The 22,222-nt window shown below is 57.5% G+C and carries 19 protein-coding genes and 3 pseudogenes; 10 read left to right on the top strand and 12 right to left on the bottom strand.

Features of this window, described 5'->3' with window-relative positions; translation table 11 throughout:
- Positions 1–98: 98 nt before the first annotated feature.
- From AC2FLU_RS17900 to AC2FLU_RS17885, 4 genes and pseudogenes are all read left to right on the top strand, one after another.
- Positions 99–581 (top strand): Lrp/AsnC family transcriptional regulator, encoded by a 483-nt coding sequence (locus AC2FLU_RS17900; RefSeq protein WP_480475581.1) that lies wholly within the window; start codon positions 99–101, stop codon positions 579–581.
- Between the two features lie 30 nt (positions 582–611).
- Complete coding sequence (locus AC2FLU_RS17895; protein ID WP_496715266.1) at positions 612–1,178, top strand: tetratricopeptide repeat protein; 567 nt, start codon at positions 612–614, stop codon at positions 1,176–1,178.
- A gap of 119 nt (positions 1,179–1,297) precedes the next feature.
- Positions 1,298–1,744 (top strand): annotated as a pseudogene (locus AC2FLU_RS17890) (integrase core domain-containing protein); the annotation flags it as partial.
- Between the two features lie 34 nt (positions 1,745–1,778).
- Positions 1,779–1,967: pseudogene (locus AC2FLU_RS17885) on the top strand (D-lactate dehydrogenase); the annotation flags it as partial.
- Between the two features lie 7 nt (positions 1,968–1,974).
- On the opposite strand, the gene AC2FLU_RS17880 reads toward AC2FLU_RS17885, so the two are convergent.
- Entirely contained in the window at positions 1,975–3,678 is a 1,704-nt protein-coding gene (locus tag AC2FLU_RS17880; RefSeq protein WP_496812067.1) for a SulP family inorganic anion transporter, read from the bottom strand.
- A gap of 329 nt (positions 3,679–4,007) precedes the next feature.
- Positions 4,008–4,685, bottom strand: a complete 678-nt coding sequence (gene gph / locus AC2FLU_RS17875) for a phosphoglycolate phosphatase (protein WP_496812066.1) — start codon at positions 4,683–4,685, stop codon at positions 4,008–4,010.
- Between the two features lie 200 nt (positions 4,686–4,885).
- Between gph and hemP the strand changes: the two genes are divergently transcribed.
- Together hemP and AC2FLU_RS17865 are read left to right on the top strand one after the other, a co-directional pair.
- A complete protein-coding gene (hemP, locus tag AC2FLU_RS17870; RefSeq protein WP_480554139.1) occupies positions 4,886–5,053 on the top strand; it encodes a hemin uptake protein HemP in 168 nt (55 codons plus the stop codon).
- Positions 5,050–5,526, top strand: a complete 477-nt coding sequence (locus AC2FLU_RS17865) for a hypothetical protein (RefSeq protein ID WP_480553964.1) — start codon at positions 5,050–5,052, stop codon at positions 5,524–5,526. The genes hemP and AC2FLU_RS17865 overlap by 4 nt, the downstream gene beginning before the upstream one ends.
- 49 nt (positions 5,527–5,575) lie before the next feature.
- Here AC2FLU_RS17865 and AC2FLU_RS17860 read toward each other — a convergent pair whose 3' ends face one another.
- From AC2FLU_RS17860 to AC2FLU_RS17825, 8 genes and pseudogenes are all read right to left on the bottom strand, one after another.
- The gene (locus AC2FLU_RS17860; protein WP_496809330.1) at positions 5,576–8,641 is read right to left on the bottom strand and encodes an aminotransferase class III-fold pyridoxal phosphate-dependent enzyme; all 3,066 of its coding nucleotides are present in this window, start codon (positions 8,639–8,641) and stop codon (positions 5,576–5,578) included.
- A gap of 107 nt (positions 8,642–8,748) precedes the next feature.
- Positions 8,749–9,627 (bottom strand): annotated as a pseudogene (locus tag AC2FLU_RS17855) (NAD(P)-dependent oxidoreductase); the annotation flags it as partial.
- A gap of 95 nt (positions 9,628–9,722) precedes the next feature.
- Positions 9,723–10,112 carry a Cu(I)-responsive transcriptional regulator gene (gene cueR / locus AC2FLU_RS17850; RefSeq protein WP_209504709.1) on the bottom strand — a complete coding sequence of 130 codons (390 nt, stop codon included), beginning with the start codon at positions 10,110–10,112 and terminating at the stop codon, positions 9,723–9,725.
- Positions 10,109–12,577: a heavy metal translocating P-type ATPase gene (locus tag AC2FLU_RS17845; protein ID WP_496809329.1), complete on the bottom strand. Its 2,469-nt coding sequence runs from the start codon at positions 12,575–12,577 to the stop codon at positions 10,109–10,111. The genes cueR and AC2FLU_RS17845 overlap by 4 nt, the downstream gene beginning before the upstream one ends.
- Positions 12,578–12,656: 79 nt before the next feature.
- Positions 12,657–13,421 carry an SDR family NAD(P)-dependent oxidoreductase gene (locus tag AC2FLU_RS17840; RefSeq protein ID WP_496809328.1) on the bottom strand — a complete coding sequence of 255 codons (765 nt, stop codon included), beginning with the start codon at positions 13,419–13,421 and terminating at the stop codon, positions 12,657–12,659.
- Positions 13,418–14,350, bottom strand: coding sequence for an SDR family oxidoreductase (locus tag AC2FLU_RS17835; protein WP_496812065.1), 933 nt, complete (start codon positions 14,348–14,350; stop codon positions 13,418–13,420). The genes AC2FLU_RS17840 and AC2FLU_RS17835 overlap by 4 nt, the downstream gene beginning before the upstream one ends.
- Positions 14,347–15,249, bottom strand: coding sequence for a bile acid:sodium symporter family protein (locus AC2FLU_RS17830; protein WP_496812064.1), 903 nt, complete (start codon positions 15,247–15,249; stop codon positions 14,347–14,349). The genes AC2FLU_RS17835 and AC2FLU_RS17830 overlap by 4 nt, the downstream gene beginning before the upstream one ends.
- The gene (locus tag AC2FLU_RS17825; protein ID WP_496812063.1) at positions 15,246–16,562 is read right to left on the bottom strand and encodes a flavin-containing monooxygenase; all 1,317 of its coding nucleotides are present in this window, start codon (positions 16,560–16,562) and stop codon (positions 15,246–15,248) included. Before AC2FLU_RS17825 ends, AC2FLU_RS17830 begins: the two co-directional genes overlap by 4 nt.
- 65 nt (positions 16,563–16,627) lie before the next feature.
- Here AC2FLU_RS17825 and AC2FLU_RS17820 point away from each other — a divergent pair, with 65 nt between their 5' ends.
- Positions 16,628–17,290 carry a TetR/AcrR family transcriptional regulator gene (locus AC2FLU_RS17820; RefSeq protein WP_480519061.1) on the top strand — a complete coding sequence of 221 codons (663 nt, stop codon included), beginning with the start codon at positions 16,628–16,630 and terminating at the stop codon, positions 17,288–17,290.
- Positions 17,291–17,510: 220 nt separating this feature from the next.
- Here the strand turns inward: AC2FLU_RS17820 and AC2FLU_RS17815 are convergent, their stop codons facing one another.
- Positions 17,511–18,131, bottom strand: a complete 621-nt coding sequence (locus AC2FLU_RS17815; protein ID WP_480475608.1) for a pyridoxamine 5'-phosphate oxidase family protein — start codon at positions 18,129–18,131, stop codon at positions 17,511–17,513.
- Positions 18,132–18,142: 11 nt separating this feature from the next.
- Positions 18,143–18,607, bottom strand: coding sequence for a nuclear transport factor 2 family protein (locus tag AC2FLU_RS17810; RefSeq protein ID WP_480475610.1), 465 nt, complete (start codon positions 18,605–18,607; stop codon positions 18,143–18,145).
- 303 nt (positions 18,608–18,910) lie between these two features.
- Between AC2FLU_RS17810 and AC2FLU_RS17805 the strand changes: the two genes are divergently transcribed.
- From AC2FLU_RS17805 to AC2FLU_RS17795, 3 genes are all read left to right on the top strand, one after another.
- Positions 18,911–19,474 carry a TetR/AcrR family transcriptional regulator gene (locus AC2FLU_RS17805; protein ID WP_496809324.1) on the top strand — a complete coding sequence of 188 codons (564 nt, stop codon included), beginning with the start codon at positions 18,911–18,913 and terminating at the stop codon, positions 19,472–19,474.
- Positions 19,475–19,616: 142 nt separating this feature from the next.
- Positions 19,617–20,774: an acyl-CoA dehydrogenase family protein gene (locus AC2FLU_RS17800; protein ID WP_480475614.1), complete on the top strand. Its 1,158-nt coding sequence runs from the start codon at positions 19,617–19,619 to the stop codon at positions 20,772–20,774.
- Between the two features lie 176 nt (positions 20,775–20,950).
- Entirely contained in the window at positions 20,951–22,222 is a 1,272-nt protein-coding gene (locus tag AC2FLU_RS17795) for an NAD(P)/FAD-dependent oxidoreductase (RefSeq protein WP_496809323.1), read from the top strand.

The raw sequence follows: 22,222 nt of genomic DNA, 5'->3' as shown, positions 1-22,222 counted from the left end.
GTCTTTGTGCCAATATACCTGCGAAAACTCAGGACAATCGCCTGAGTTTACGATAATTGAAGGCGGAACACCTGAAATTTCGCCAGAGAGCAGCACAAATGAACTTTCCTGACCTGGACCGGTTTGACCGGTCGATTCTGAGAATTCTGGCCGAGGATGGGCGCATTTCGGTCGCCGATCTTGCGCGCGAAATTGGTCTGTCGAAATCACCGACACAGGCGCGCCTGAAACGGCTTGAAGCAAGCGGGGTGATCAAAGGATACCGGGCGATGCTGGATCCGATCAGACTGGGGCTGGACCACGTTGCCTTTGTCGAAGTGCGCCTGACCGATACCCGCGAAAAGGCACTGGCCGAGTTCAATGCGGCTGTCCGAAAAACTGCCGAGGTCGAGCAAGCCCATATGATTGCTTCGAATTTCGACTATTTGTTGAAGGTCCGCACAGCCACGATGTCAGAGTATCGTCGTGTTCTGGCCGAAAAGATTTCATCCATGCCGCATGTCGCCAGCACCTCGACCTTTGTGGCGATGGAGGCGGTTAAGGAAGCCGGCAGTTTGGGTGGGTTCGAGCATCAGGCTTGACGGATCAGGATTACGAGCCATCCTTGGTACATGACACACGCTTTCCTCTCTGCTCTTTCTGTTGTTGCCTTGTCTTGTGCGGCGCACGCCCAGTCCTGCCCTGATGCTCCGGATCATTCAGAAGGTGTGGATGCGCTAATCAATCAGGTTCAGAAGGCAGAATCGCAAAATGATGCGCGCGCCATTTCCAACCAGATGTGGGAGCTTTGGACGGACGCGCCGGATGCGCGTGCGCAAGGCTTGCTGGACCGGGGAATGGCACGGCGGGAGGCTTGGGATTTACTGGGCGCGTTGGAAGAGCTTGACCAGCTTGTCGATTACTGCCCGAACTACGCCGAAGGCTACAATCAGCGCGCATTTGTGAACTATCTCAGACAAGACTTCGCTGCTGCCTTGCAGGATCTGAATGTCACGATCGAGTTGTCGCCGAACCACATAGGTGCGCTGAGCGGTCGCGCCTTGTCATTGTTGGGTCTGAAGCGCCTTGACGACGCGCGCTCTGCCCTTGCCGAGGCGCTAGAACTTAACCCATGGCTTTCAGAGCGGGCATTGTTAGAACCCGGCGGTCTTTTGGAACCGCCCGGTCAAGATATCTGACGCAGGGTTTTCGAAAGAACCGCAAGGGAAACCGAACCTTTTTGCGGGCAAACTGGTTGTGTTGGACCCCTTCGGAGTTGTTGGCTGGCTATCCAGTGGTATGGGTTCTGACTGGCGTGGGCGTGTATCGGACGCTGAACATCATTGACGAATACACCAGCGAGGCGCTGATGATCCGCGTCGATCGTAAGCTCAACTCAACAGATGTGCTGAATGCATTGACTGACCTGTTCATCCTCCGCGGCCCGCCGGCATTCATAAGATCCGACAATGGGCCGGAATTTATCGCCCAGAAGGTGCGGGAGTGGATTGCAGCTGTCGGGGCGAAGACGGCTTACATCGAACCGGGATCACCCTAGGAGAACAGTCATTGCGAAAGCTTCAACGCCCGGTTCCGGGACGAGCTGCTCAACGGCGAAATCTTCTAAAGCCTAAAGGAGGCGCAAACTCTGATCGAGCAATCTCGTATCCACTACAACACCGTCAGGCCGCACAGCGCGTTGGGCTCCTGCCCGCCTGCGCCCGAAAGCATCGTCCCGATAGACCAGAGGCCAACGATGCACTAACAAACAAACCGGACTACCCGATAGGGGCACGCGACCGAGCGCGCTGAAGGCGGCAATGCTGGCCCTGTTTGACGAGTGCGGTGCGGAATATCCTGCCGAACACTATGTGGGGCACATGTACAAAGCCAAACCCGATTTGGCGGCGCATTACAAATGCTGCGATCCGACCAACTCTTTCAATCCGGGGAACGGGAAGATGTCCAGGGCGCGAAGCTACAGGTGATTAACGGTCACATGGGATTTGGGCGCGTGTGATAGGCATCCAGCAGGGCTTTGCCGTTTTCATAAAACGCAGTTTCACCAATCAGTTCTGTGATGCCGTAGCGATCCAGCTCGGCTTTCACATCTGGCTCGACCAGCGTGAAAACCAGCCGTATCCTCTTGGATCGCAGGAAATTGGCGATACTGCACAAAGTGAACCCGGCTGTGAAATCGACAACGTCAATTGCCGAGGCGTCGATGCAGAACCATGTCAGTTTGCCGTCTGCGTTCTGAACGATTGTTGTCACTTCCTCGGTGAAAATCTGCATGTTCGCGTAGTACATACCGTGTGAAAACCGGTAGATTACCAGACCGGGTTCGAACTGGTTTGGCGCTTCCAATCCCTTTGAGCGCCAGCCACCGGACTCGGTGCGCAATACTACCGAATTCTTTGGGTGATATCCCCTGCGCGTGTGGTCGACCAGAGACAGGACCATGGCAAAAATGACGCCTTGCTCGACCCCAACCAGAACGACCACGGTGGCAGTTGCCGTGGCAACCCAGAACTCGGACCGGGCCTGCCTGTAAATTGTTGCCATTCCGTGCAGGTCGATCAGCTTGAGACCGATCAGGAAAACGATGGCCGACAGTGCTGCTGTGGGAAGATATGCTAAAGGCTTGGTCAGAAACAGGATAACCAACAGAACTATTACCACTGTTGTCAGTTGCGCTACCTGGCTGCGCCCTCCGGCGCTGGCGACCATCTCGGTCTTTGTGGGGCTGCCATTGACCACGAATGTCCCCGTGAATGCGGCTCCGAAATTCGCAAGACCCAGTCCGATCAGGTCCGTGTTTTCGTTGAATGTCTCATCATATCTTGAGGCGTATGCCCGCGATGTGGCGGCGCTTTGTGCCAGAATGACAACGAAGATGGACAGGGCCGTGGGAAGCAGTTGTTTGAACAAGGTCCAGCTCCACTGCACGTCCGGGATCGAGAAGGAGGGCAAACCGCCGGCAACCTCTCCCAACACCAAGATTCCGGAAGTGCCGAATGAAAAGGCCCAACTGCACAGGACCACCCCGACTATGGCAACCAATGGCCCCGGGATTTTGCGCGAAAGTCTTGTGCATCCTAGGACAATGCCCAGCACGGCTGATGAGACGATCACGGTTGGCCACTTGACGTTGGATATGTTGAAATAAACGTCCTTCAATCTCGCAAGTGTTCCGTGCCCAGCGGATTCGATGCCCAACAATCCGGGGATTTGACCTGTCGCAACCTGAATGCCTACGCCGGTCAGAAAGCCGACCAATACCGTTCTGGACAGGAAATCGGCCAGAAACCCCAGTCCTATGACACGCGCACCTATCAGAAGCATGGCAGCCATAAGTGCCAGCAAGGACGCAAGTGCCAGATACTCGGAGGTTCCGGACACCGCCAAGCCCGCCAGCCCCGAGGCGGTGATGGCTGCTGTCGCCGAATCGGCACCGACAACAAGGTGTCGGGAAGAGCCGAACAGCGCAAACAGAGCCATTGGAATCAGGATTGTATACAGCCCGGACATGACCGGTGTGCCGGCGATTTTGGTGTAACCCATGACTTCGGGGATCGCGAGACAGGCAAAACTCAGACCAGCCAGCATTTCCGCCGGAAGGCGCGCACAGTCAAAAGGCAGAATGCCCTGCAGGACTTGCAGATGCGCCGCTCTCTGATTTCTGGCCTGTTTTTCCAAGGGTTACCTTTCACCCGCATTCAGCTTGCGAACTGAATGTTCGAACCGTCAAGCCATCTTATAGGCAAATTTTCACAGGTAAATTGGGTGGCCTGAATTGCTGTTTTTTCCAGTTTTACAGTTATTTTCGCCGAACTACGGGAATCCCCCAATTTCGCTGGCTGCCGATCGGGGGTACACATGACTTACCGTACTTACCACACACAAACACGGTATTTACTTTCCCCGATGAGGGGCTGGTCACACCCCCTCGACCGGCCCCTCTTAACTTTTAGGGGTTCGCGAAAGCCCAAGCCATTCGTTTGATGACTGACATCGTGTGAACGTACTTAGTTCTGGATCAATTTGGTCACGAGTGTCGGCAGTGTTTCGGACGCACTGTACGCAACGGTGTGCGGTATACTGGCCACCGGGGTCTTGCGGTACCCTTCCGTGAACAACAGAAACGGTATCCTGGCGTTTACAGCTGTTTCTGCGTCGACTTCGCTGTCGCCGACATACAAGCGTGTGCCCGAGGTCCCAAGTGCTTTGAAGCTTTCCAGCAGGTGGCCCGGATCCGGTTTGCGAATTGGCAATGTATCACCGCCGAAAACAACGTCGAAGAACCGGGATAGGTTGAGCGCCTCCAGCACGTGACGTGCGGGTGCTTCGGGTTTGTTGGTGCAGATACCAAGAACGCACCCCATCTGTTTCAGTTTTTCCAGGGCTTCGGGAACTCCGGGATAAGGCACGGTCGTTGCACTGACGGCCGCATTATAATGCTTCAGTGTCTGTTGTGTGAGTTCCGCGTGGCGATCCATGGGCAAATCACAGTGTCGCATCAGGCGCACGACCAGTTTGGGAAGGCCATTGCCAACAAACCCTCTGATCACATCAACGGGTACAGGATCGTGACCGACGCCATTCAGCGTTTTATTGGCCGCTGCTGCCAGGTCCCCGACGCTGTCGACCAACGTTCCATCCAGATCAAAAACAACTGCTGCGGTCACGTTTTGCTTGCCTTTCATTACTTGTCCCAAGTCTTAACCCGTCGTTTTCAGGGGCGCAATCGGCTCAATGACACCTGATTTGAAACAGCGCTTGACTTACCTTACTAAAACAATCAGATTTAATGTCAGAAACGGAAAGCCAACCCTCTCGGGTCAGCCAGATCAAACGAAACGCAACAGGTATGGCACCATGCCGACTCGCTCTGGAGATGCCCCCGATGAATGCACAGAACCCGACCCCAACCCAAGGTTATGCTGTCTCGATGCTGCCTGCGCACAAGGCCGAGGATTTGACCAAGGGTGGCCACCTGGCACATATCGAGTTGGGCGACCAATTGTATACCCTGCGCATCACCCGTGCAGGTAAACTGATCCTGACGAAATGAGCGCGCATTCAATGCGCGGAGGTGCCGCGGTCGGCCGTCTGGCGGACCTTGATCCAGTCGAAGCGGGTGCGGTGATGTATCTGCGGATGTGGAGTCAGGGCGAAAGGGGTCGCGCTGATGTCGCGAGCGATTTTCGCATAGCGCTGGGATCAGATTATGGGCGTGCCGCCATGCTGACGCTGGATCGTCTGTGTTCGCTTTGCGCTACGCATTGTCGACGTCCGTTAATCAGGCACGGTCTGGGGTGTGCATGTTTGGGCGCGGATGAGAATTGTTTTGCCCAAATGGTTGCGGCTGCATCTGAAGGGGCACGCGAAGATGCGATGATGATGGCGTCACTGATCGTGCGCCCGGATTTTGCGCCTGCTCTGGCATCCCTGTCGGAGGAACTGGGCCTGACGCTCCGACGTATGACAACGGGAAATGCGATTCCGACGACAGGCCACGATACCCGCACTGCCGTTTTGCATTGACTGTGCTTGCAGGACGGTCAAACCCCGGCAAAGCGCCGGGGTCAATCCTTCAGCAGCACCCGCATCCCGCATGGTGATGGTCGTGATCGCAAACCGGAGCAGGAGAGAAGTCACCGACCTCGGACAGCACGTCCCTTAGCGCCCACAGGATCATGTCCACATCCTCGGCCTCAATCGTCAGCGGTGGGCGGATTTTCAGGATGTTGTCCCTTGGTCCCTCACTGCCGATCAGAATTCGATGATCGCGCATCCGGTTTTTGACATAGCTGCAAATCTCAGTTCCTTCGGTTCCGTCGGGATTGATCAGCTCAACACCCAGAAACAGCCCCATGCCCCGTACATCGCCAACACAACCAAAGTCGCTTTCGATCTGGCGCAGCCCGGTCATCAGGCGGTCACCCATCTGACGTGCATTGTCCTGCAGGCCCTCGTCATCGACGATATCCAATACTTCCTTGCCGATCCGGCAAGACAGCGTCGATCCGCCAAAGGTCGAGAAGAATTCAATCCCGTTATTGAAGCTGTCGGCAATCGCCCGCGTCGTAACCAGCACACCCAGAGGGTGCCCGTTACCAATTGGCTTACCCATCACCACGATATCAGGAAGCGCACCCTGATGTTCAAAGCCAAAGTAATATTCACCCAGGCGACCCAGACCCGTTTGCACCTCATCTGCAATGCAGACACCCCCGGCGGCACGGATTTTTTCATAAACCGCAGGCAGGTAACCCTTGGGCGGAATGATCTGTCCACCGACAGACGGGAAAGTTTCAGCGATGAACCCGGCCAGACCCTGACCCCGGTCCTGCAAGGCAGCAATGGCCGGGTCCACAAGATCGGCAAACTTCTGCGCCCGATCCGCATCGTCACGCTTGAACGAACCGCGATAGTCGTCCGCAACCTCGACCAGTTCGACCCAGTCGGCTTTCCCGATGCCACCGGGTTTGTTGAACTTGTAGGCCGATATCGCCACAGCCGCATTCGTATTGCCGTGATAGCCATGGTCTGGCGTCACGATCCCCTTGGCGCCGGTATGGGCACGGGCAAGCCGCAGGGCCAGTTCGTTCGCTTCAGTTCCGGAATTGACGAAGAAGCAGACCTCGAAGTGATCGGGCAGTTTGGACAGGATCTTGTCAGCAAAAGTTGTCTGTGCCGGATGCAGGTAGCGGGTATTCGAGTTCATCCGCTTCAACTGATCCGCCGCTGCAGCTTGAATGCGGGGATGCGCATGACCCACATGAGGGACGTTGTTATAGGCGTCCAGATAGGGGCGGCCCCATTCGTCAAACAGGTGATGTTTCCACCCGCGTACGAGCATGACAGGGTCATCATAAGTCAGCGACAGGTTGCCGCCAAAGTGATCGCGGCGACCCTGCAGGATCGCCTGTTTGTCGGTGGGTTGGTAGAAAACCTTGTCATCCGGCAGGTTCAGTAAGGCCGCCGGGTTCGGGCAGACTGCGTGCCACAACTCCATCTCATCCGGATCGCCGACACCGGGCCAATCCGCCTCCATGCCATTGGTTGTCAGCGCCAGCTGGAAATGCACATGCGGTGCCCATCCGCCATTCTGGCTGGCGTCGCCCAACCGGGCGAACGCCGCCCCCTGTGCCACCGGATCGCCGGGTTTCAACCGGTCACAGCATTCCGGGTCCAGATGACCATAGAGCGTGTAGAACGGATCGCCATCCGGCGTTCCATGGTGCAGGATTATCACCGCACCGTAATCGAGGTGCTGATCTCGGTTCTCGACCACTTCGACCCGCCCGCTCATTGGCGCATGCAGCACTGTCCCGGCAGGTGCAAACACATCTACCGCCAGATGCACTGTTCGCCGATCCGAGGCTTTCCAAGGCCCTTTGCGAAATCCCGGCTCGGCATAGATCAGGCGGGGTTCGTTGTAATAGCCCAGCCACAGCCCTTCGCCGTATTCTTCACCAACATGTGCGGCCTCGGCCAATGGCATGTGGAAAGGGTTCTGGGGCCACACACAATTTTCAACCGACAACGACCCCATAGGAACATCGCTTAGGTCCTGACCGAACAGTTGGGAAAACCGGCCGCGATGTTCTTGCAGATACGCATGGATGCGTTCTGCGCCGTCCACGACCGGCAGCCCGCACGCTGCCCGAAGACGCGCAGACATCAGTCCGCCGTTGACGGATGCATTCTCAAGAAACCGCCACGCAGGTGCCTGCGAGATTGTCACATATGGATCGTCCGGGTTTTCGACCGCCATCAGGGTCGAGTTGAGGACAGATACTGCCAGTCGCATCCGCAGCAGAGGCCAGATCAGGTCGATCTCCTCGGCTTGCAGTCGGTTTGCGGCATGGTACCCCCGTATGAGAGCAGTTAATGCCCGCTCGGGTCTGGCATGATCTAGCACCACATAGGCCCCGGCGATCGCAAGGTCACAGACGCGCGGTGCTGCACACATGTCACCCAGATCAATCAGGCCGGAAACCCGCCTCCGCTCGCCCAATTCGCCTTCAACCAGAACGTTATAATCATTGGCGTCGTTGTGAATGGCCTGTTTCGGCAGGCCCTCAAGCCTATCCGTGATCGCCGTGAATTCGTTGCAGATATCCCGAAGCAACGCCCGACGCGCGGGATCGCTGATGGCGCCCAGCTTGTCATTGATCCAACTCGCTTGCGTCAGGTCCCATTTGAAATCTGGGCGGTGCAAAGCTTCATGCTGAAACCCCTCCAGCGCGCGATCTGTTGCGCCCACAACACGACCCAATTTCAGGATCAGCTCTTCGGATTTCGGGTTCGCTTGTGCATAGCAGCGCCCGGGCAGGCGTTCCTGCAACCACACCAGCCGCGATTTCCCTTCGGAATCGGAAATTTCCGGCAACATTGCGCCGTTCAACGCCGGGAACACCTTGGGAAACGGCAACCCCGGTGCTTCCGAGGCGATATGCGCAAGCGCTTCGATTTGAAGATCTACCAGGCCCGCGTCACACCCCGCGCGCATGACTTTCAGCACATAGTCCTGGCCATTTCTGGCCTGCGCCAGAAAGTTTAGGTCATACTCGCCATCCAGCCGGGTCAACCGTGCGTCCAGCCCCCAGTGTTGGCGCAGCGCGTCTGCCCAGAAGTTCACCAAATCGCTCATTTCTTTCTCCGTCCCGCTCATCCGAGATCCTCTTCATCTGGCCGGAAATATCCTCGGGGGTGAATTGGCCCAAAGGGACAAGAGGGGGCAGACAGCCCCCTGGCCCCTCAATCCAAGGCACGCAAACGTTTGAACAGCGATGACGTATCCCATCGTCCGCCGCCCAGTTTCTGCACGTCCTTGTAGAACTGATCGACCAGAGCGGTCACCGGCAGAGACGCACCGGTTTCATTGGCCGTATCCAGACAAATCCCCAGATCCTTGCGCATCCAGTCAACAGCAAAGCCATGTTCGAACTGATCATCCAGCATGGTTTCATACCGGTTTGCCATCTGCCAGCTGCCCGCCGCACCCTGGCTGATCACCTCAACAACGGCCTTTCCGTCCAAGCCCGCTTTTTCGGCAAAGTGCAATGCTTCACTGAGACCCTGAACCAGTCCGGCAATCGCGATCTGGTTGCACATCTTGGTCATCTGGCCCGCGCCGCTGGCTCCGAGTCGACGGCAGATTTTGGAATAGACGTTCATCACCGGTTCAGCCGCATCATAAGCTGCCTGATCGCCGCCACACATAATTGAGAGAACGCCGTTTTCAGCGCCCGCCTGACCGCCCGAAACGGGGGCATCCACAAAAGCGATACCCTCAGATTGGCCAGCCGCATAAAGTTCGCGCGTGACCTTTGCCGAAACTGTCGTGTGGTCGACAAAAATGGCCCCGTCGGACATGCCCTGAAACGCGCCGCCCTCGCCGGTGCAAACCGCGCGAAGGTCGTCGTCATTACCGACGCAGGCCATGACAAACTCAGCACCCGTGACGGCGTCTTCCGGAGTGGTCGCCATCGCGCCGCCATGCTGCGCGACCCAGGCCTCGGTCTTGGTAGTCGTACGGTTGTAAACGGTGACGTCATGGCCTGCGGCTTGCAGATGTCCGGCCATGGGATAGCCCATGACACCAAGGCCAAGGAACGCGACTTTTGCCATTTTGTGATCCTCTCCGCTGTTCGGTCGGCTTCAGCGAAACAGGCCTGACCGAAATCTCTGGCGAAGACAAAGCAAAGCTGCGCCCAAAGGGCAACCCCAAGTCAGCCTTTCCCACCCAGATCTCGTAGGATTGGGCAATCGGGCCGGTCGTCCCCGGCGCAGGCGTCGATCAAGTGACTTAGCGTATCGCGCATGGCGTTCAGGTCTGCGATCTTGGTTTCGATCTGAACAAGATGGTCGCGTGCAACCTGTTTCACGTCGGCACTGGCACGGGTCTCATCTTCGTAGAGTGCCAGCAGGGTCCGGCAATCCTCGATGGTGAACCCAAGCGCCCGGGCGCGACCCAGAAAGTTCAGCTTATGCACGTCCTGGTCGCGAAACCGGCGATAGCCATTGTCGTCGCGCATTGGTTTGATCAGGTTAATGTCCTCATAATACCGGATCGTCTTGGCGGGCAGGCCAGTGCGGGCGGAAACATCTCCGATGTTCATGCGTGCACCTCTTTGGTGGCCGTACCTGATGTTTCCGGCAGGCTGGCGCGAATGCGGCGCAGGCGCAGCGCATTCGAGACCACAAAAACGCTCGACAGTGCCATTGCACCAGCCGCCAGTGCAGGGGATAGCAGATAGCCGCCAAACGGGTACAGCGCACCGGCAGCCACCGGTATCAGAAGGACATTGTATCCGAAGGCCCAGCCCAAATTCTGGCGAATATTCTTCATTGTCCGGCGGCTGATCTCGGTCGCATTCGCGACGCCCCGCAAATCACCGGACATGAGGACAACGTCGGCTGTTTCGATGGCCACATCCGTGCCGGTACCGATGGCGATGCCGATATCAGCCGCCGCAAGAGCGGGGGCATCGTTGATCCCGTCACCGACAAAGGCCAGCACTCCGAACCGGTCCCGCAAAGCCGTTATTGCATCTACCTTGCCATCAGGCAGTACCTCGGCAGTGACATGATCAATCCCCAGCCGGTCGGCCAGAGCCTGCGCCGTGCGCGCGTTGTCACCGGTGATCATGGCCACGGTTAGCCCCATTTGGTGCAACCGGTCCAGCGCCTCCACTGTGCCGGGCTTGATCGGGTCAGAAACGGACAAAGTGGCCGCCGCCTGCCCATCCAGAGCCACGAACAGAGGAGTTGCCCCTTGAGCGGCACGGGTTTCGGCCTCATCCGTCAGAGCTCCAAGGGTGATCCCACTCTGCTGCATCAACCGGTGCGACCCGATTAACACGTCGCGGCCTTCGACCAACCCTTGCAGGCCAAGCCCGGTAAGCGAACGGACATCCGATGCCTCTGGCAGTGTCGCGGGCCCCGCTCGGGTGATGGCGGAAGCGATCGGGTGTTCCGACCTTGCCTCAAGGGCTGCGGTCAGCCGTAGAACCTCCTCCCGGCCAAACCCCTTAGCCGTTGTCACGCTGTCCAGTTCGGGGCGCCCCAGCGTCAGGGTTCCGGTCTTGTCCAACGCGACGACGCGCGCCTGCTGAAGCTGTTGCAACGCATCCCCTTTGCGGAACAAAACTCCCATTTCTGCCGCCCGCCCGGTGCCCACCATGATCGAGGTTGGGGTCGCCAACCCCATTGCGCACGGGCAGGCGATGATCAGAACTGAAACACCTGCGACAAGCGCAAGGGGAAGGGCTGGGCTGGGGCCGAAGATCAGCCAGAGCGCGACGGTGATCACCGCAACAGCGATGACCGCAGGAACAAAGCGATAGGTAATCCGATCCACCAACCCCTGAATAGGCAGTTTCGCGCCCTGCGCCTGCTGCACCATACGAATGATCTGTGCCAGAGCCGTGTCGCCACCGACCCGGGTGGCGCTTACCCGTAGAGCGCCGGTGCCATTCACGGTGCCGCCGACAACAGGCGCTCCCACCGACTTGCCAACAGGCACAGGCTCGCCCGTGATCATGCTCTCATCAACGTAAGAGGTGCCTTCAAGCACTTCGGCATCCACCGGTACACGCTCGCCGGGGCGGATGTGCAGGATATCTCCGACAACGATTTCGGCGATTGGCCGGTCCTGTATCTGTCCGTCTAGTTCGACCCGTGCGGTTTTTGGTTGCAAACCCACCAGTTTTCGGATCGCAGCCCCTGTTTTGCCTTTGGCGCGTGCCTCCATCAACCGGCCAAGAAGGATCAGAACCACGATCACCGCGGCCGCTTCGAAATAGACATTGGCTGTACCCTGCGGCAGCAAGCCGGGCGCGAATGTGGCCGTGACCGAATACAGATAAGCCGCGCCGGTCCCAAGCGCTACCAACGCGTTCATGTCCGGCGTGCCCTGCAACAACGACGGGATACCTTTGCGGTAAAACACACGGCCCGGTCCGATCAGCAAAGCCGAGGTCAGGGCAAATTGAATCAAATGGCTCGTCTGCGTTCCAATGGTCGCCTGTATCCAATGGTGGAAGGCGGGGATCACGTGCCCGCCCATCTCAAGAATGAATACGGGCAGGGCCAGTGCCGTTGCCAGTATTGTGGAACGGACCAGCCGCTGAATTTCATCGTCTTCCCGGCTTTCTGGTTCCGCAACGCCTTGGATACGCGCGGGGTATCCAATTCCGGTAACAACCTGAGCCAGCGCCTCGGGCGTAGTTGCAGCTGTGGCGTAAGTCACCGAAGCCGTCCGAGTTGCCAGATTGACCTGCGCTTCGATCACGCCAGCGGTGGACGCCAACGCGCGCTCGATCTTGCCAACGCAGGATGCGCAGTTCATGCCCTCGATGCTCAGATCCGCATGACTTGTTTCAGCCGGATAGCCGGCTGCATCCAGCGCCGCAGTCAGGGACGAAACCGGCCCGTCAAATTCCACCTGCGCCGTCTTGGTCGCGAAATTGACCGAGGCCGCATCAACACCAGATACATTACGCAGCGCAGCCTCGACACGGCCCACACAGGACGCGCATCCCATGCCGGTGACTTTCAGTTCTGTCAGTGCTTTTTGCGCCATGCGACTCATCCCACGTGGTTTTCTGCCCTCCAGATGGGGGTTCCAGTGACAGGAAGGTCAAGGGGGTCGCGGCAAAATTCTACGATCCCGGCCCGCGCATGTTACGCTCCATTAAGCGCTGATACAGGCGTGGTGACAGACGGTTGAGCCACCACGACATGTGTGCAACGCGTCCGACCGGGATCATGGGCTGCGATTTGTCCAGTCCGCGCAGGATCGCCACGGCGGCGCTCTCGGGGCTCATTTCGTCCATTCCGTCCTTGGCCGATCCGGGGCGCGCGGTTCCGTCGGGTTGCTCCATTGCGTTGTCGGGGTTGGTGGCCACAAAAGACGGCGCTGCAATCTGAACCTGAACGCCATGTGGCTTTTCTTCGGATCGAAGCGATTTGAAAAAACCCTCAAGCGCGTGTTTTGAGGCTGCATAAGCCGTGCGATGGCAGAGCGGAGCGAAACCAGCCACCGACGAGATCGCCAGATGTGTTCCCTTTGACGCGCGGAGAGGCTGCAAGAATACGCGAGCCATCTCAACAGCTGCAAAATAGTTGATATCAAACAGTGCACGGTGACTGGCCGTGTCAGACCGGTCAAACCCCCGAATTTGCGTAACCCCGGCGTTGTAGATGACCAGATCAATGCTGCCGCTTGACGTGATCGCCCTTTGAGCTGCGTTGGCAAGCTGTTCAGGGTCAGTCAGATCACAGGCAATTGGCAGTTGGTTCTGTTCTGTTTGCAGGCCGGACACATCAAGATCCAACAGCACCACCCGCCACCCACGGGCTTGCAGTGCACGGCTTAGAGCCTGTCCCAAACCGCCCGCACCGCCAGAGATGACCGCGGTTTTCATAACCCGGCCTGCCGTTGCCAGAGCGCAAAAACCTCAGCGCTGGATTTTTCAGGCGTATAGCCGAATTCAGATTTCAGGGCAGAATTATCCAGAACTGGCCGATATTGAAGGAACCTTACCTGTTCCGGCCCATAGCGAGATAAACCCAGTGGGCGCGCCAAGGCCAGGGCCGCTTTCAGCACCCAGGGGGGGAGGCGCAGAACCGGTTTTCCCATGGCGCGCGCCAAGTCGTTCACACCCATCGTGCCGTCACCGGCGACGTTGTAAATCCCGGCTGGTCCGTCGGTTGCTGCGCGCTGAAGGATGCGTGCCAGGTCCCGGGTCCAGATAAAGACAAACGGGCTTTCGCTGCCGGACACCGCCAGCAACCGGGGCTTTCGAAACAGGGCGGTGATCTGGTTCTCGGTTCCGGCTCCCAGAACCGTACCCACACGCAGGACAACCTGCTCAAGATCGGGGGCGGTGCTGCGGGCTTCGGCCAAAATCTCTTCGACCTGACGCTTGTGATCTGAATAAGGAAACTCGGGGTTGCCGCGCAATGGATCGCCTTCGCGCAACGGCACAGGATTGTCTGCATGATAGCCATAAGCGGCACCGGAAGACGTAACGACCAATCTGCGCACCCCGTTTGCGATAGCGGCATTCACCACATTTCGCGTGCCTTCGACATCGACAGCATAGGCTGCGGCGCGCCCCATCTTCGGCGGCGGCGTTACGACTGAAGCCAAATGCACAATCACATCCGGATTCACCTTGGCAATCACACGTGCAGGAGCGTCGGTTGTAACATCCATGGACAAAAATGAGGCGTCTTCCGGCAGGTTAACCGGGCGTTTCAGATCGGTTGCTAAGACCTCGTGCCCAACAAATTCGGGCAACAGCGCTTGCCCGACCATCCCGGCAGCGCCGGTAATCAGGATGCGGGTCATCGCGCGGCCTCGGTTCGTGCCATGACCGAAGCCAAAGCCAGGCCCGAGATAGCGTGCCATACTCCCCAGAATGCAGCGACCACGGCCATGCCGCCAAGACCGTTGAAGAATGCAAAGATCAGGACGAGCCCAAGCCCGGAGTTCTGAATGCCGGTCTCAATGGTGATGGCGCGGCGATCGAAGGGGGACAGCCCGGTCAGAGTGGCCACAACCCAACCGCCCCCCAGCGCCAGGGCATTGTGAAGGATTACAAGCCCGGCAACAGCCCCGGCAAACCCAAGGAAAAACCCCCAGTTGGCAGCCAGAGCAAGTACGATAAACCCAGCAAAGATACCCATAGACAGAAGTTGCAGCGGTGCGCGTAACCGTGCCGTCAAGGCGGGAAGGCGTTGATTCAGCGTAATTCCCAGAACCAGCGGCAGGATCAGCATCAGACCGACCAGGATTGCGATCTGCATTGGGTCGATCTGGGTCTGTTGCAGGATTGCGCGGGTCGGTGGGTAAAGCCCGCCCCAAAGCGCAATGTTGAATGGTGTCATAAAGATTGCACCGATGGTGGCGAAGGCTGTCATCGACACCGAAAGCGCTGCATTCCCGCCCGCGCGGTGGGTGATGAAGTTCGAGATATTGCCCCCTGGGCAGGCCGCGACAAGGATCAGGCCAAGCGCAACTGAAGGTTGCGGTGCGGTAATCCACACCATCACAAAGGTCAGCGCAGGCAGGACGACGAGTTGTGAAATCAATCCGACAAACACTGGTTTGGGCGCGCGCCTTAAACGGTCAAAATCCCGAGGCGTCAGGTCGATGGCGATCGAGAACATCACGATTGCCAGAATGGCATTCAACAGCGTCAGAGACGCCGGACTGAAATTCAGTGTGATCTGGTCAATGCCACTCATGCGATGGCCTTCCGCAGCCGGTCGATCCAGCCGGTGACAGCCTTTCTGTACGTATTCTTGTCCACGTAATAGGCCATGCGGGGCAGGTCGATATAGTTCATGCCTCCGGTGGCGCGCGTATAGTCTTTTTGCTTTTCTGCTTGCAGATCGGCTGCCACGGGGCAGCCGTGTCGAAGCCCCTTGATGTAGCGCGCCACCATCTCGGCTTGCTCGTGCCTGCCCTGCCAGCCCAGACCTGTGGCCTCGATCATGCCCAGCACGAACAGATCGTCCCGTTCGGGATGTATCGTGTTCAGATACAGATGCGGGGCATCGCCTTGCCAGTTCAGCAGGTCCTTGTCGATAAACGGGTAGTGCAGTTTGTATCCGGTCGCGGCGAGGATCATGTCATAGTCGTCGCAGGAGCCGTCCTTGAAATGCACGGTGTGGCCTTCCAGCCGTTTAATGTCCGGGCGGATTCTCAGATCGCCATGGCCTGCGTGATACAGAACCAGCGAATTCACCACGGGGTGGCTTTCGTACAGCCTGTAATCCGGTTTGGGAAAGCCGTACTTCTGCGGATCGCCGACAAACCAGCCAAGGATCAGGCTGTCGACCTTACGCTTCAGCCACATCGGCAGACGGATCTTTCCGCCCATTGTGTCAGCGGGTTTGCCAAAGACGTATTTCGGGACGAAATAATACCCTCGCCGCATCGACAGATCGCAGCGTTTCGCGTGATGGATCGCGTCCACTGCGATGTCACAGCCGGAATTACCCGCGCCCACAACCAACACACGCTTGCCGTCGAACTGACTGGGATACCGATATTGTGAGGCATGGATCAACTCGCCGTCAAACGTACCCGGAAAGCTGGGTACATTCGGTTCCGACAGGGTGCCGTTCGCAATGAGTACGCCGGCATATTTGGCCTGATGGTCGCCATCCTGATCCCGCCAGCACACGCGCCAACCGTCACCCGGATTGCCCAGCGGAGAGACCTGAGTGACTTCTGCATGGAATTTGTAATTCTCACGCAACCCGAAACGATCCGCAAATGCGCGGAAATAGTCGCGCATCGCCCGGTGCGAGGGGTACTCGGCGACCGCGTCATCCATGGGGAAATCCGCAAATTCGGTCATGCGTTTGGAAGAGATCAGGTGCGCCGACTCGTACATGGTTGATCTTGGGGCATCGATATCCCACAGACCGCCAACATCCGAATGCAACTCAAACCCCTGGAATGCGATCCCCTGTTCTTTCAGCACCTTGGCCGCGGCCAAACCCATTGGTCCCGCCCCGATCAGGGCGAATTCGTCGCGCGTTTCTGTCATGAACCCTCCCAAAGTTCGTGAGATTTAAATTGAACGAACGACCAAAATAAGGCAAGATGAAATTCATGACGCTGAAAAACGTAGAAAAACCAAGACAAAGGGCACCGTCCAAGCGGTCTTTGGAAACCAAAGCGCGGATCATGGATGCCGCCGAAACAGTCTTTGCTGAACGCGGATTCGAAGGTGCGTCGATCCGCGATATCGCTGCGCTTGCAGGCGTTCAGGTTGGCCTTGTTCATCACCATGGCGGCGGCAAGGAGGAGCTGTTTTTTCGCGCCATAGCACGTCGTGCTGGCAAGCTGGCACAGATCAGAACAGATGCGCTGAACAGGGCCAAAGGGGCGGGTCCACTGACACTGCGCGGAATCTTGGACAGTTTTATCCGGCCTTATGTGGAACTGGCAGAAACAGGCGGTTCGGGATGGATGGCCTATGGGCGCCTTGTGGCGCATGTCTCGGTCGATCCCCGTTGGCGCGATGTCGCGGCAGAGTGTTTCGATCCGACCGCCCGGCTTTTTATCGACGAAATCGCTGCTCTTTATCCAGATGTTGACCCTGCGCTGCTGGCCAGCGGCCAGGTCTATTCCGTTTCGGCAATGCTGGCGCATCTCAACAGTGGCTGGCGGGTCGGGGCCCTGTCGCAAGGCGGCAGGGTGTCAGAAGTGGAACGCCTGATCGATTTTTGTGCAGCCGGTATCGAAGCGATGGTTCAGACCAGTCGCGGTTGAACGCGCGGCATTGCTATTGCTGCAAATGGTTGAACAGGATGGTGCTGAACACAGAAGGTGGTGATGTTCGGACGGCGCTAGGCGAAGCAAAAAAACCAAACATCATTATCATAAGGATCAGGGCCGCTCCGGCAAGGCACGCCGCAGAAAGCTGAAAGACCGAACGAACCATTGGCTTATTCCCTGTTTATACTCAATAAAATCTGTGGTGTCTTACGCGTCACGAGAGCTTTGACAGCTCTTGTTTCAGCCTTTCATTTTCAGCCTGCAACTGCGCGAGTTGCTGGCCCAAACTGTTCAGATGCGGTCGCAGTTCGGCTTCGGTGAAACGCGGCGTGATGTGGCGCGGGCAGTTCCAGTCAAGCGCCTCAACACGTATGATCACCGCCCGCTCTGCAGGGGCTTCGGCCTCTTCTGGATACAAGCTGGCAGCGGCGGCTTGACCCTCCGTGAATTCGACACGCCCCAGGATCTTTAAACGACGTTGATTGGCGTAATCCATCAGGATCAACGCGACCCGATCGTTGCCGTCCAGATTCCCGCGCGAGATATACTGTTTGTTACCCGAAAAATCGGCATATCCGATGGTTTGCGGCCCCAGTACTTTCAGAAACCCGACCGGCCCGCCGCGATACTGCACATAAGGCCAGCCTGTTTCAGACACCGAGGATTGATAAAACCCGTCGCGCGCCTGAATGAACTGTTTTTCCGGCTCGCCGATCAAATGGCCCTGTTGCGGGCCACTTTCAATGAATTTGGCATAGGTTTTTGCCGATCCCATCCGCTCCTGATGGGCACGGACGGTAGGGGTGAAGGTCAGTTCGGAAAACGCACGCGGCACGGTATGTCCTTTCAAAGACCCAGATCAGAAAGCCCGAGATGGTCATCGGGGCGTTCACCCAATGGCCAATGGAACAAGCGGTCGCTTTCGGCTATGGGGTGATCGTTCAGCGAGGCATGCCGATGCGACATGCGCCCGTCTTCGGCAAATTCCCAATTCTCGTTGCCATAAGACCGGAACCACTGACCGCTATCGTCGTGCCACTCGTAAGCGTAACGAACGGCGATGCGATTACCGGTAAAGGCCCAGAGTTCCTTGATCAGTCGATAGTCCAGCTCCTTGTGCCATTTACGGCTTAGGAAGGCGTGAATTTCGCCATGTCCTGACAGAAATTCCGCCCGGTTACGCCACTGACTGTCATCTGTGTATGCGGGGGTGACGCGGTCGGGATCGCGGCTGTTCCAGGCGTTTTCGGCCATGCGTACTTTTTGTGTGGCAGTTTCGAACGTGAAGGGGGGAAGTGGGGGGCGGGACATGGTGCAGGGGGCTTTCAGGTCAGAGAGGCGGCAAGGATGGCCAGTGTCAAAAGAAATGGAACGTACTGAGGGGGGAATATGCTGGCGCGACGTTTCATCGGTCAAATCCTCTGGTGTACTGATCGGTTAACTTTCTAATAAGGTGTACCGATCTGTTAACTTTTGCAAGGGGAAAAGCAGAAAATTTTCCGCGCGTTTCAAGGCGAGCAATGAATCCTAATGAAAACAATGATTTGTGTTAGGTCGGTTGTACTTCATGTTTCGGGGTAATATGTACAGAACGGTACACCATGGAGCCGAATCATGCGTCCAAACAAACGGGATGAACTTGTCAGCAAAGCCCTGAAGGTTTTTTACCGCGACGGGTTTCACGCGACCGGCATGGATAAGCTGGTGGCGGAAACGGGCGTGTCGAAAACGTCGATGTACAAACATTTCCGCACCAAGGAAGACCTGATCGTAGCCGCTCTGCGCCTGCGGGATGAGAATTTTCGCGAGTGGTTCTATCGGCGCATCGAAGAGATGGCAGAAACACCGGCCGAGCAACTCATCGCCAGTTTTGATGCCTTGAAGGAATGGTTCGAAGAGGATGGGTTCCGGGGCTGCATGTTCATCAAGGCCGGGGCTGAATATCAGGATACAGATCATCCGATCCATGTGCAGGCTGCCGAACATAAGCAGCTGTTGCTGGAGCATTTCACGTCCGTCGCCGAACAGGCTAGTGCGCGTGATCCTCAGAAACTCGCCAGCCAGATCGTGTTGTTGCAGGAAGGGGCAATCGTGTCCGCGGTTTTGCTCAAGAATTGTGATCCTGCGGAGGACGCCAGGGATGCGGCACAGCAATTGCTGGCATCGGCGCTGAGTTAATTTCCTTGAAAACAAGCAGGTTCTTTAAGTTACTTAGCAAAGAAACGTTGCGTTGTTCGAAGTCGGAACGCCACGTCACGTGGATTGGCGGGAATCGGGCCGACCGTTAGGCTTTTGCGAAAGACTGTTTGGAGAGCCTTTGATGTCACTTTTCACTTCGACCGCGGCATGGGTCACCGACGAACACCGCATGTTCGCGGATATGGCTGGCCGGTTCATGGATGACGAATTGTCGCCGAATATCGAAACCTGGGTTGAAAACGGGGCCGTTGATCGCGACTTCTGGCGCAAAGCTGGTGAAACCGGCCTGATGGCTGGTGCAATCCCCGAAGAATATGGCGGCGTCGGCGGTGGTATGGGCTTTGACGCCATCACCGCGTACGAACAGGGCGCACGGGGCGACGCTGGCTGGGGCTATGGTATTCAGTCGATCGTGACCCATTATCTTACCGCCTATGGCAGCGAAGATCAGAAACAGAAATGGCTGCCCAAAATGGCTTCGGGCGAGATGGTCGGCGCACTTGCCATGACAGAACCCAGCACCGGCTCGGATGTTCAGGCTGTGCGTACAACGGCCGAGAAAGACGGAAACTCCTACCGGCTGAATGGCTCGAAAATCTTCATCACGAATGGCCAGACGGCGGATCTGATCATCGTGGCCGCCAAGACTGACAAGTCCGAGGGCGCGCGGGGTGTGTCATTGATCGTGGTCGAAACCGAAGGGGCCGAGGGGTTTCGCAGGGGGCGCAACCTCAAAAAACTGGGGATGAAGGGCAACGACACGGCCGAGCTGTTTTTCGAAGATGTCAAAGTACCGATGACGAACCTGCTGGGGGCTGAGGAAGGTCAGGGGTTTTATCAGCTGATGAAGCAACTGCCATGGGAACGGCTGAATATCGCGATCATGGCGCTGGGTTCGATCGATTTTGCCATTGCCGAAACGGTAAAGTACGTGCAGGAGCGCAAAGCGTTCGGTCAGCGGGTGATGGATTTCCAGAACACGCGTTTCAAACTTGCAGAATGCAAGACCAAGGCCGAGGTTCTGCGCAGTTTCGTCAATGACTGTATCGGCAAGCTGGAGGCAGGCGAACTGGATGCGGCCACCGCCTCGATGGCCAAATACTGGGGCTCGGAGGTGCAGAACGAAATCATGCACGAGTGCCTGCAACTGTTCGGCGGATACGGTTTTATGATGGAGTACCCAATTGCCCGTCTCTACGCAGACGCCCGCGTGCAGATGATTTACGGCGGCACCAACGAGGTCATGAAAGAGGTGATCGCACGGTCGCTTGACGTTTGAAGGTATCCGGGCGGCCTCTTGCCTGATGTCATCATTCCTGACGGAATGCTCGCTTCTGTTGGACCTCGCAGGCCCGTGCTTGCGGGGTTTTTTCGTTGTTGACCCGACCACAGTTGCCCACTTGCAAAGGACGTGCAGCGGTATGATGATCCGCCGAAAAGACTCAGAGGTCTGACGTGAACGATCCCGAACAAGCCTTGTGGCGGACTACATGTACCGAAGCAGTCACTGCTCTGCCGCTGAGCAGTGACAAAACTGTCGATCTGGCCATTATAGGTGGCGGATATACCGGGTGTTCAGCTGCCTTGACGGCAGCCCGTACCGGCGCTTCGGTCTGTTTGCTTGAAGCGCAGAAGATCGGGTTTGGCGGGTCAGGGCGCAATGTCGGTCTGGTCAATGCCGGGCTGTGGCTGCCACCGGATGAGATCCGCGCGCATATCGGTGCAGAGGCTGGTGATCGCCTGATCGATCTGCTGGGCAAAGCACCGTCAGACGTTTTTTCCCTGATCGAAGAACACGGCATCACATGTGAGCCCATTCGCAACGGAACCCTGCATTGCGCGCATTCCGCCTCGGGCCTGAAGGACCTGCAAACGCGACATGCGCAGCTAAGCGGGTCTGGCGCGCCGGTAGCGCTGCTGTCGGCGGATCAGGCCCGTGACCGGACCGGCAGCGATGCTTTTCATGGGGCGTTGTTCGACCCTCGCGCAGGAACAATACAACCCTTGGCTTATGTCATGGGATTGGCGCGTGCCGCGTCTCAGGCCGGGGTGCAGATCCATGAACAAAGCGCGGTGCAGACCCTTCGGCACGAAGGTGGGCAATGGGTGTTGACCACACCGGGCGGGACTGTAAGGGCCAAGTCCGTCATTCAGGCAACCAACGCCTATCACCTTGGCTTGCCAGATACTGCGCCTGCCTATGTTCCCGTTTATTACTTTCAATACGCTACAGCCCCGCTGTCGCATAATCTGCGCGCCAGCATTCTGCCGCAGGCAGAAGGATGCTGGGATACCGGGCTGATCATGACGTCCTTCCGGCTGGATCAGGCGGGGCGGATGATCATTGGCGGCATGGGCGATCTGGGGAATGCAGGACGCAGCGCGCATACCGGATGGGTCCGACGCAAACTGGCTGAGCTTTATCCTCAGCTTGCCGATCAGCCGTTTGAACAGGGTTGGCACGGGCGGATTGCCATGACCTCGGACCATATCCCGAAAATCACGCAGATTGGCCCCAACGCCCTGGCCGCGCACGGATATTCCGGCCGTGGTATTGGCCCCGGCACGGTGTTCGGGCGAATGATGGCCGAAAGTCTTCTTGCAGGTGAGCTTTCGCTTTTGCCCGTTCCTGCGGTGCATGAGCATCGCGAAAGCTGGACGCGCGTGCGCCGCGCCTTTTTTGAATCCGGCGCGGCGCTGACGCATCTGATAAAGGCGCGGATCTGA

It is taken from the genome of Ruegeria sp. SAZD013 (assembly GCF_059612525.1).
This window is presented reverse-complemented; position numbering and strand designations above follow the sequence as displayed.

Bases quoted from the DNA above. Each gene is read 5' to 3' on its own strand.
- AC2FLU_RS17900 (WP_480475581.1), top strand. From the start codon at position 99: ATGAACTTTCCTGACCTGGACCGGTTTGACCGGTCGATTCTGAGAATT.
- AC2FLU_RS17895 (WP_496715266.1), top strand. From the start codon at position 612: ATGACACACGCTTTCCTCTCTGCTCTTTCTGTTGTTGCCTTGTCTTGT.
- gph (WP_496812066.1), bottom strand. From the start codon at position 4,685: ATGAAAGGCAAGCAAAACGTGACCGCAGCAGTTGTTTTTGATCTGGAT.
- hemP (WP_480554139.1), top strand. From the start codon at position 4,886: ATGAATGCACAGAACCCGACCCCAACCCAAGGTTATGCTGTCTCGATG.
- AC2FLU_RS17865 (WP_480553964.1), top strand. From the start codon at position 5,050: ATGAGCGCGCATTCAATGCGCGGAGGTGCCGCGGTCGGCCGTCTGGCG.
- AC2FLU_RS17860 (WP_496809330.1), bottom strand. From the start codon at position 8,641: ATGAGCGATTTGGTGAACTTCTGGGCAGACGCGCTGCGCCAACACTGG.
- cueR (WP_209504709.1), bottom strand. From the start codon at position 10,112: ATGAACATCGGAGATGTTTCCGCCCGCACTGGCCTGCCCGCCAAGACG.
- AC2FLU_RS17845 (WP_496809329.1), bottom strand. From the start codon at position 12,577: ATGGCGCAAAAAGCACTGACAGAACTGAAAGTCACCGGCATGGGATGC.
- AC2FLU_RS17840 (WP_496809328.1), bottom strand. From the start codon at position 13,421: ATGAAAACCGCGGTCATCTCTGGCGGTGCGGGCGGTTTGGGACAGGCT.
- AC2FLU_RS17835 (WP_496812065.1), bottom strand. From the start codon at position 14,350: ATGACCCGCATCCTGATTACCGGCGCTGCCGGGATGGTCGGGCAAGCG.
- AC2FLU_RS17830 (WP_496812064.1), bottom strand. From the start codon at position 15,249: ATGAGTGGCATTGACCAGATCACACTGAATTTCAGTCCGGCGTCTCTG.
- AC2FLU_RS17825 (WP_496812063.1), bottom strand. From the start codon at position 16,562: ATGACAGAAACGCGCGACGAATTCGCCCTGATCGGGGCGGGACCAATG.
- AC2FLU_RS17820 (WP_480519061.1), top strand. From the start codon at position 16,628: ATGACGCTGAAAAACGTAGAAAAACCAAGACAAAGGGCACCGTCCAAG.
- AC2FLU_RS17810 (WP_480475610.1), bottom strand. From the start codon at position 18,607: ATGTCCCGCCCCCCACTTCCCCCCTTCACGTTCGAAACTGCCACACAA.
- AC2FLU_RS17805 (WP_496809324.1), top strand. From the start codon at position 18,911: ATGCGTCCAAACAAACGGGATGAACTTGTCAGCAAAGCCCTGAAGGTT.
- AC2FLU_RS17800 (WP_480475614.1), top strand. From the start codon at position 19,617: ATGTCACTTTTCACTTCGACCGCGGCATGGGTCACCGACGAACACCGC.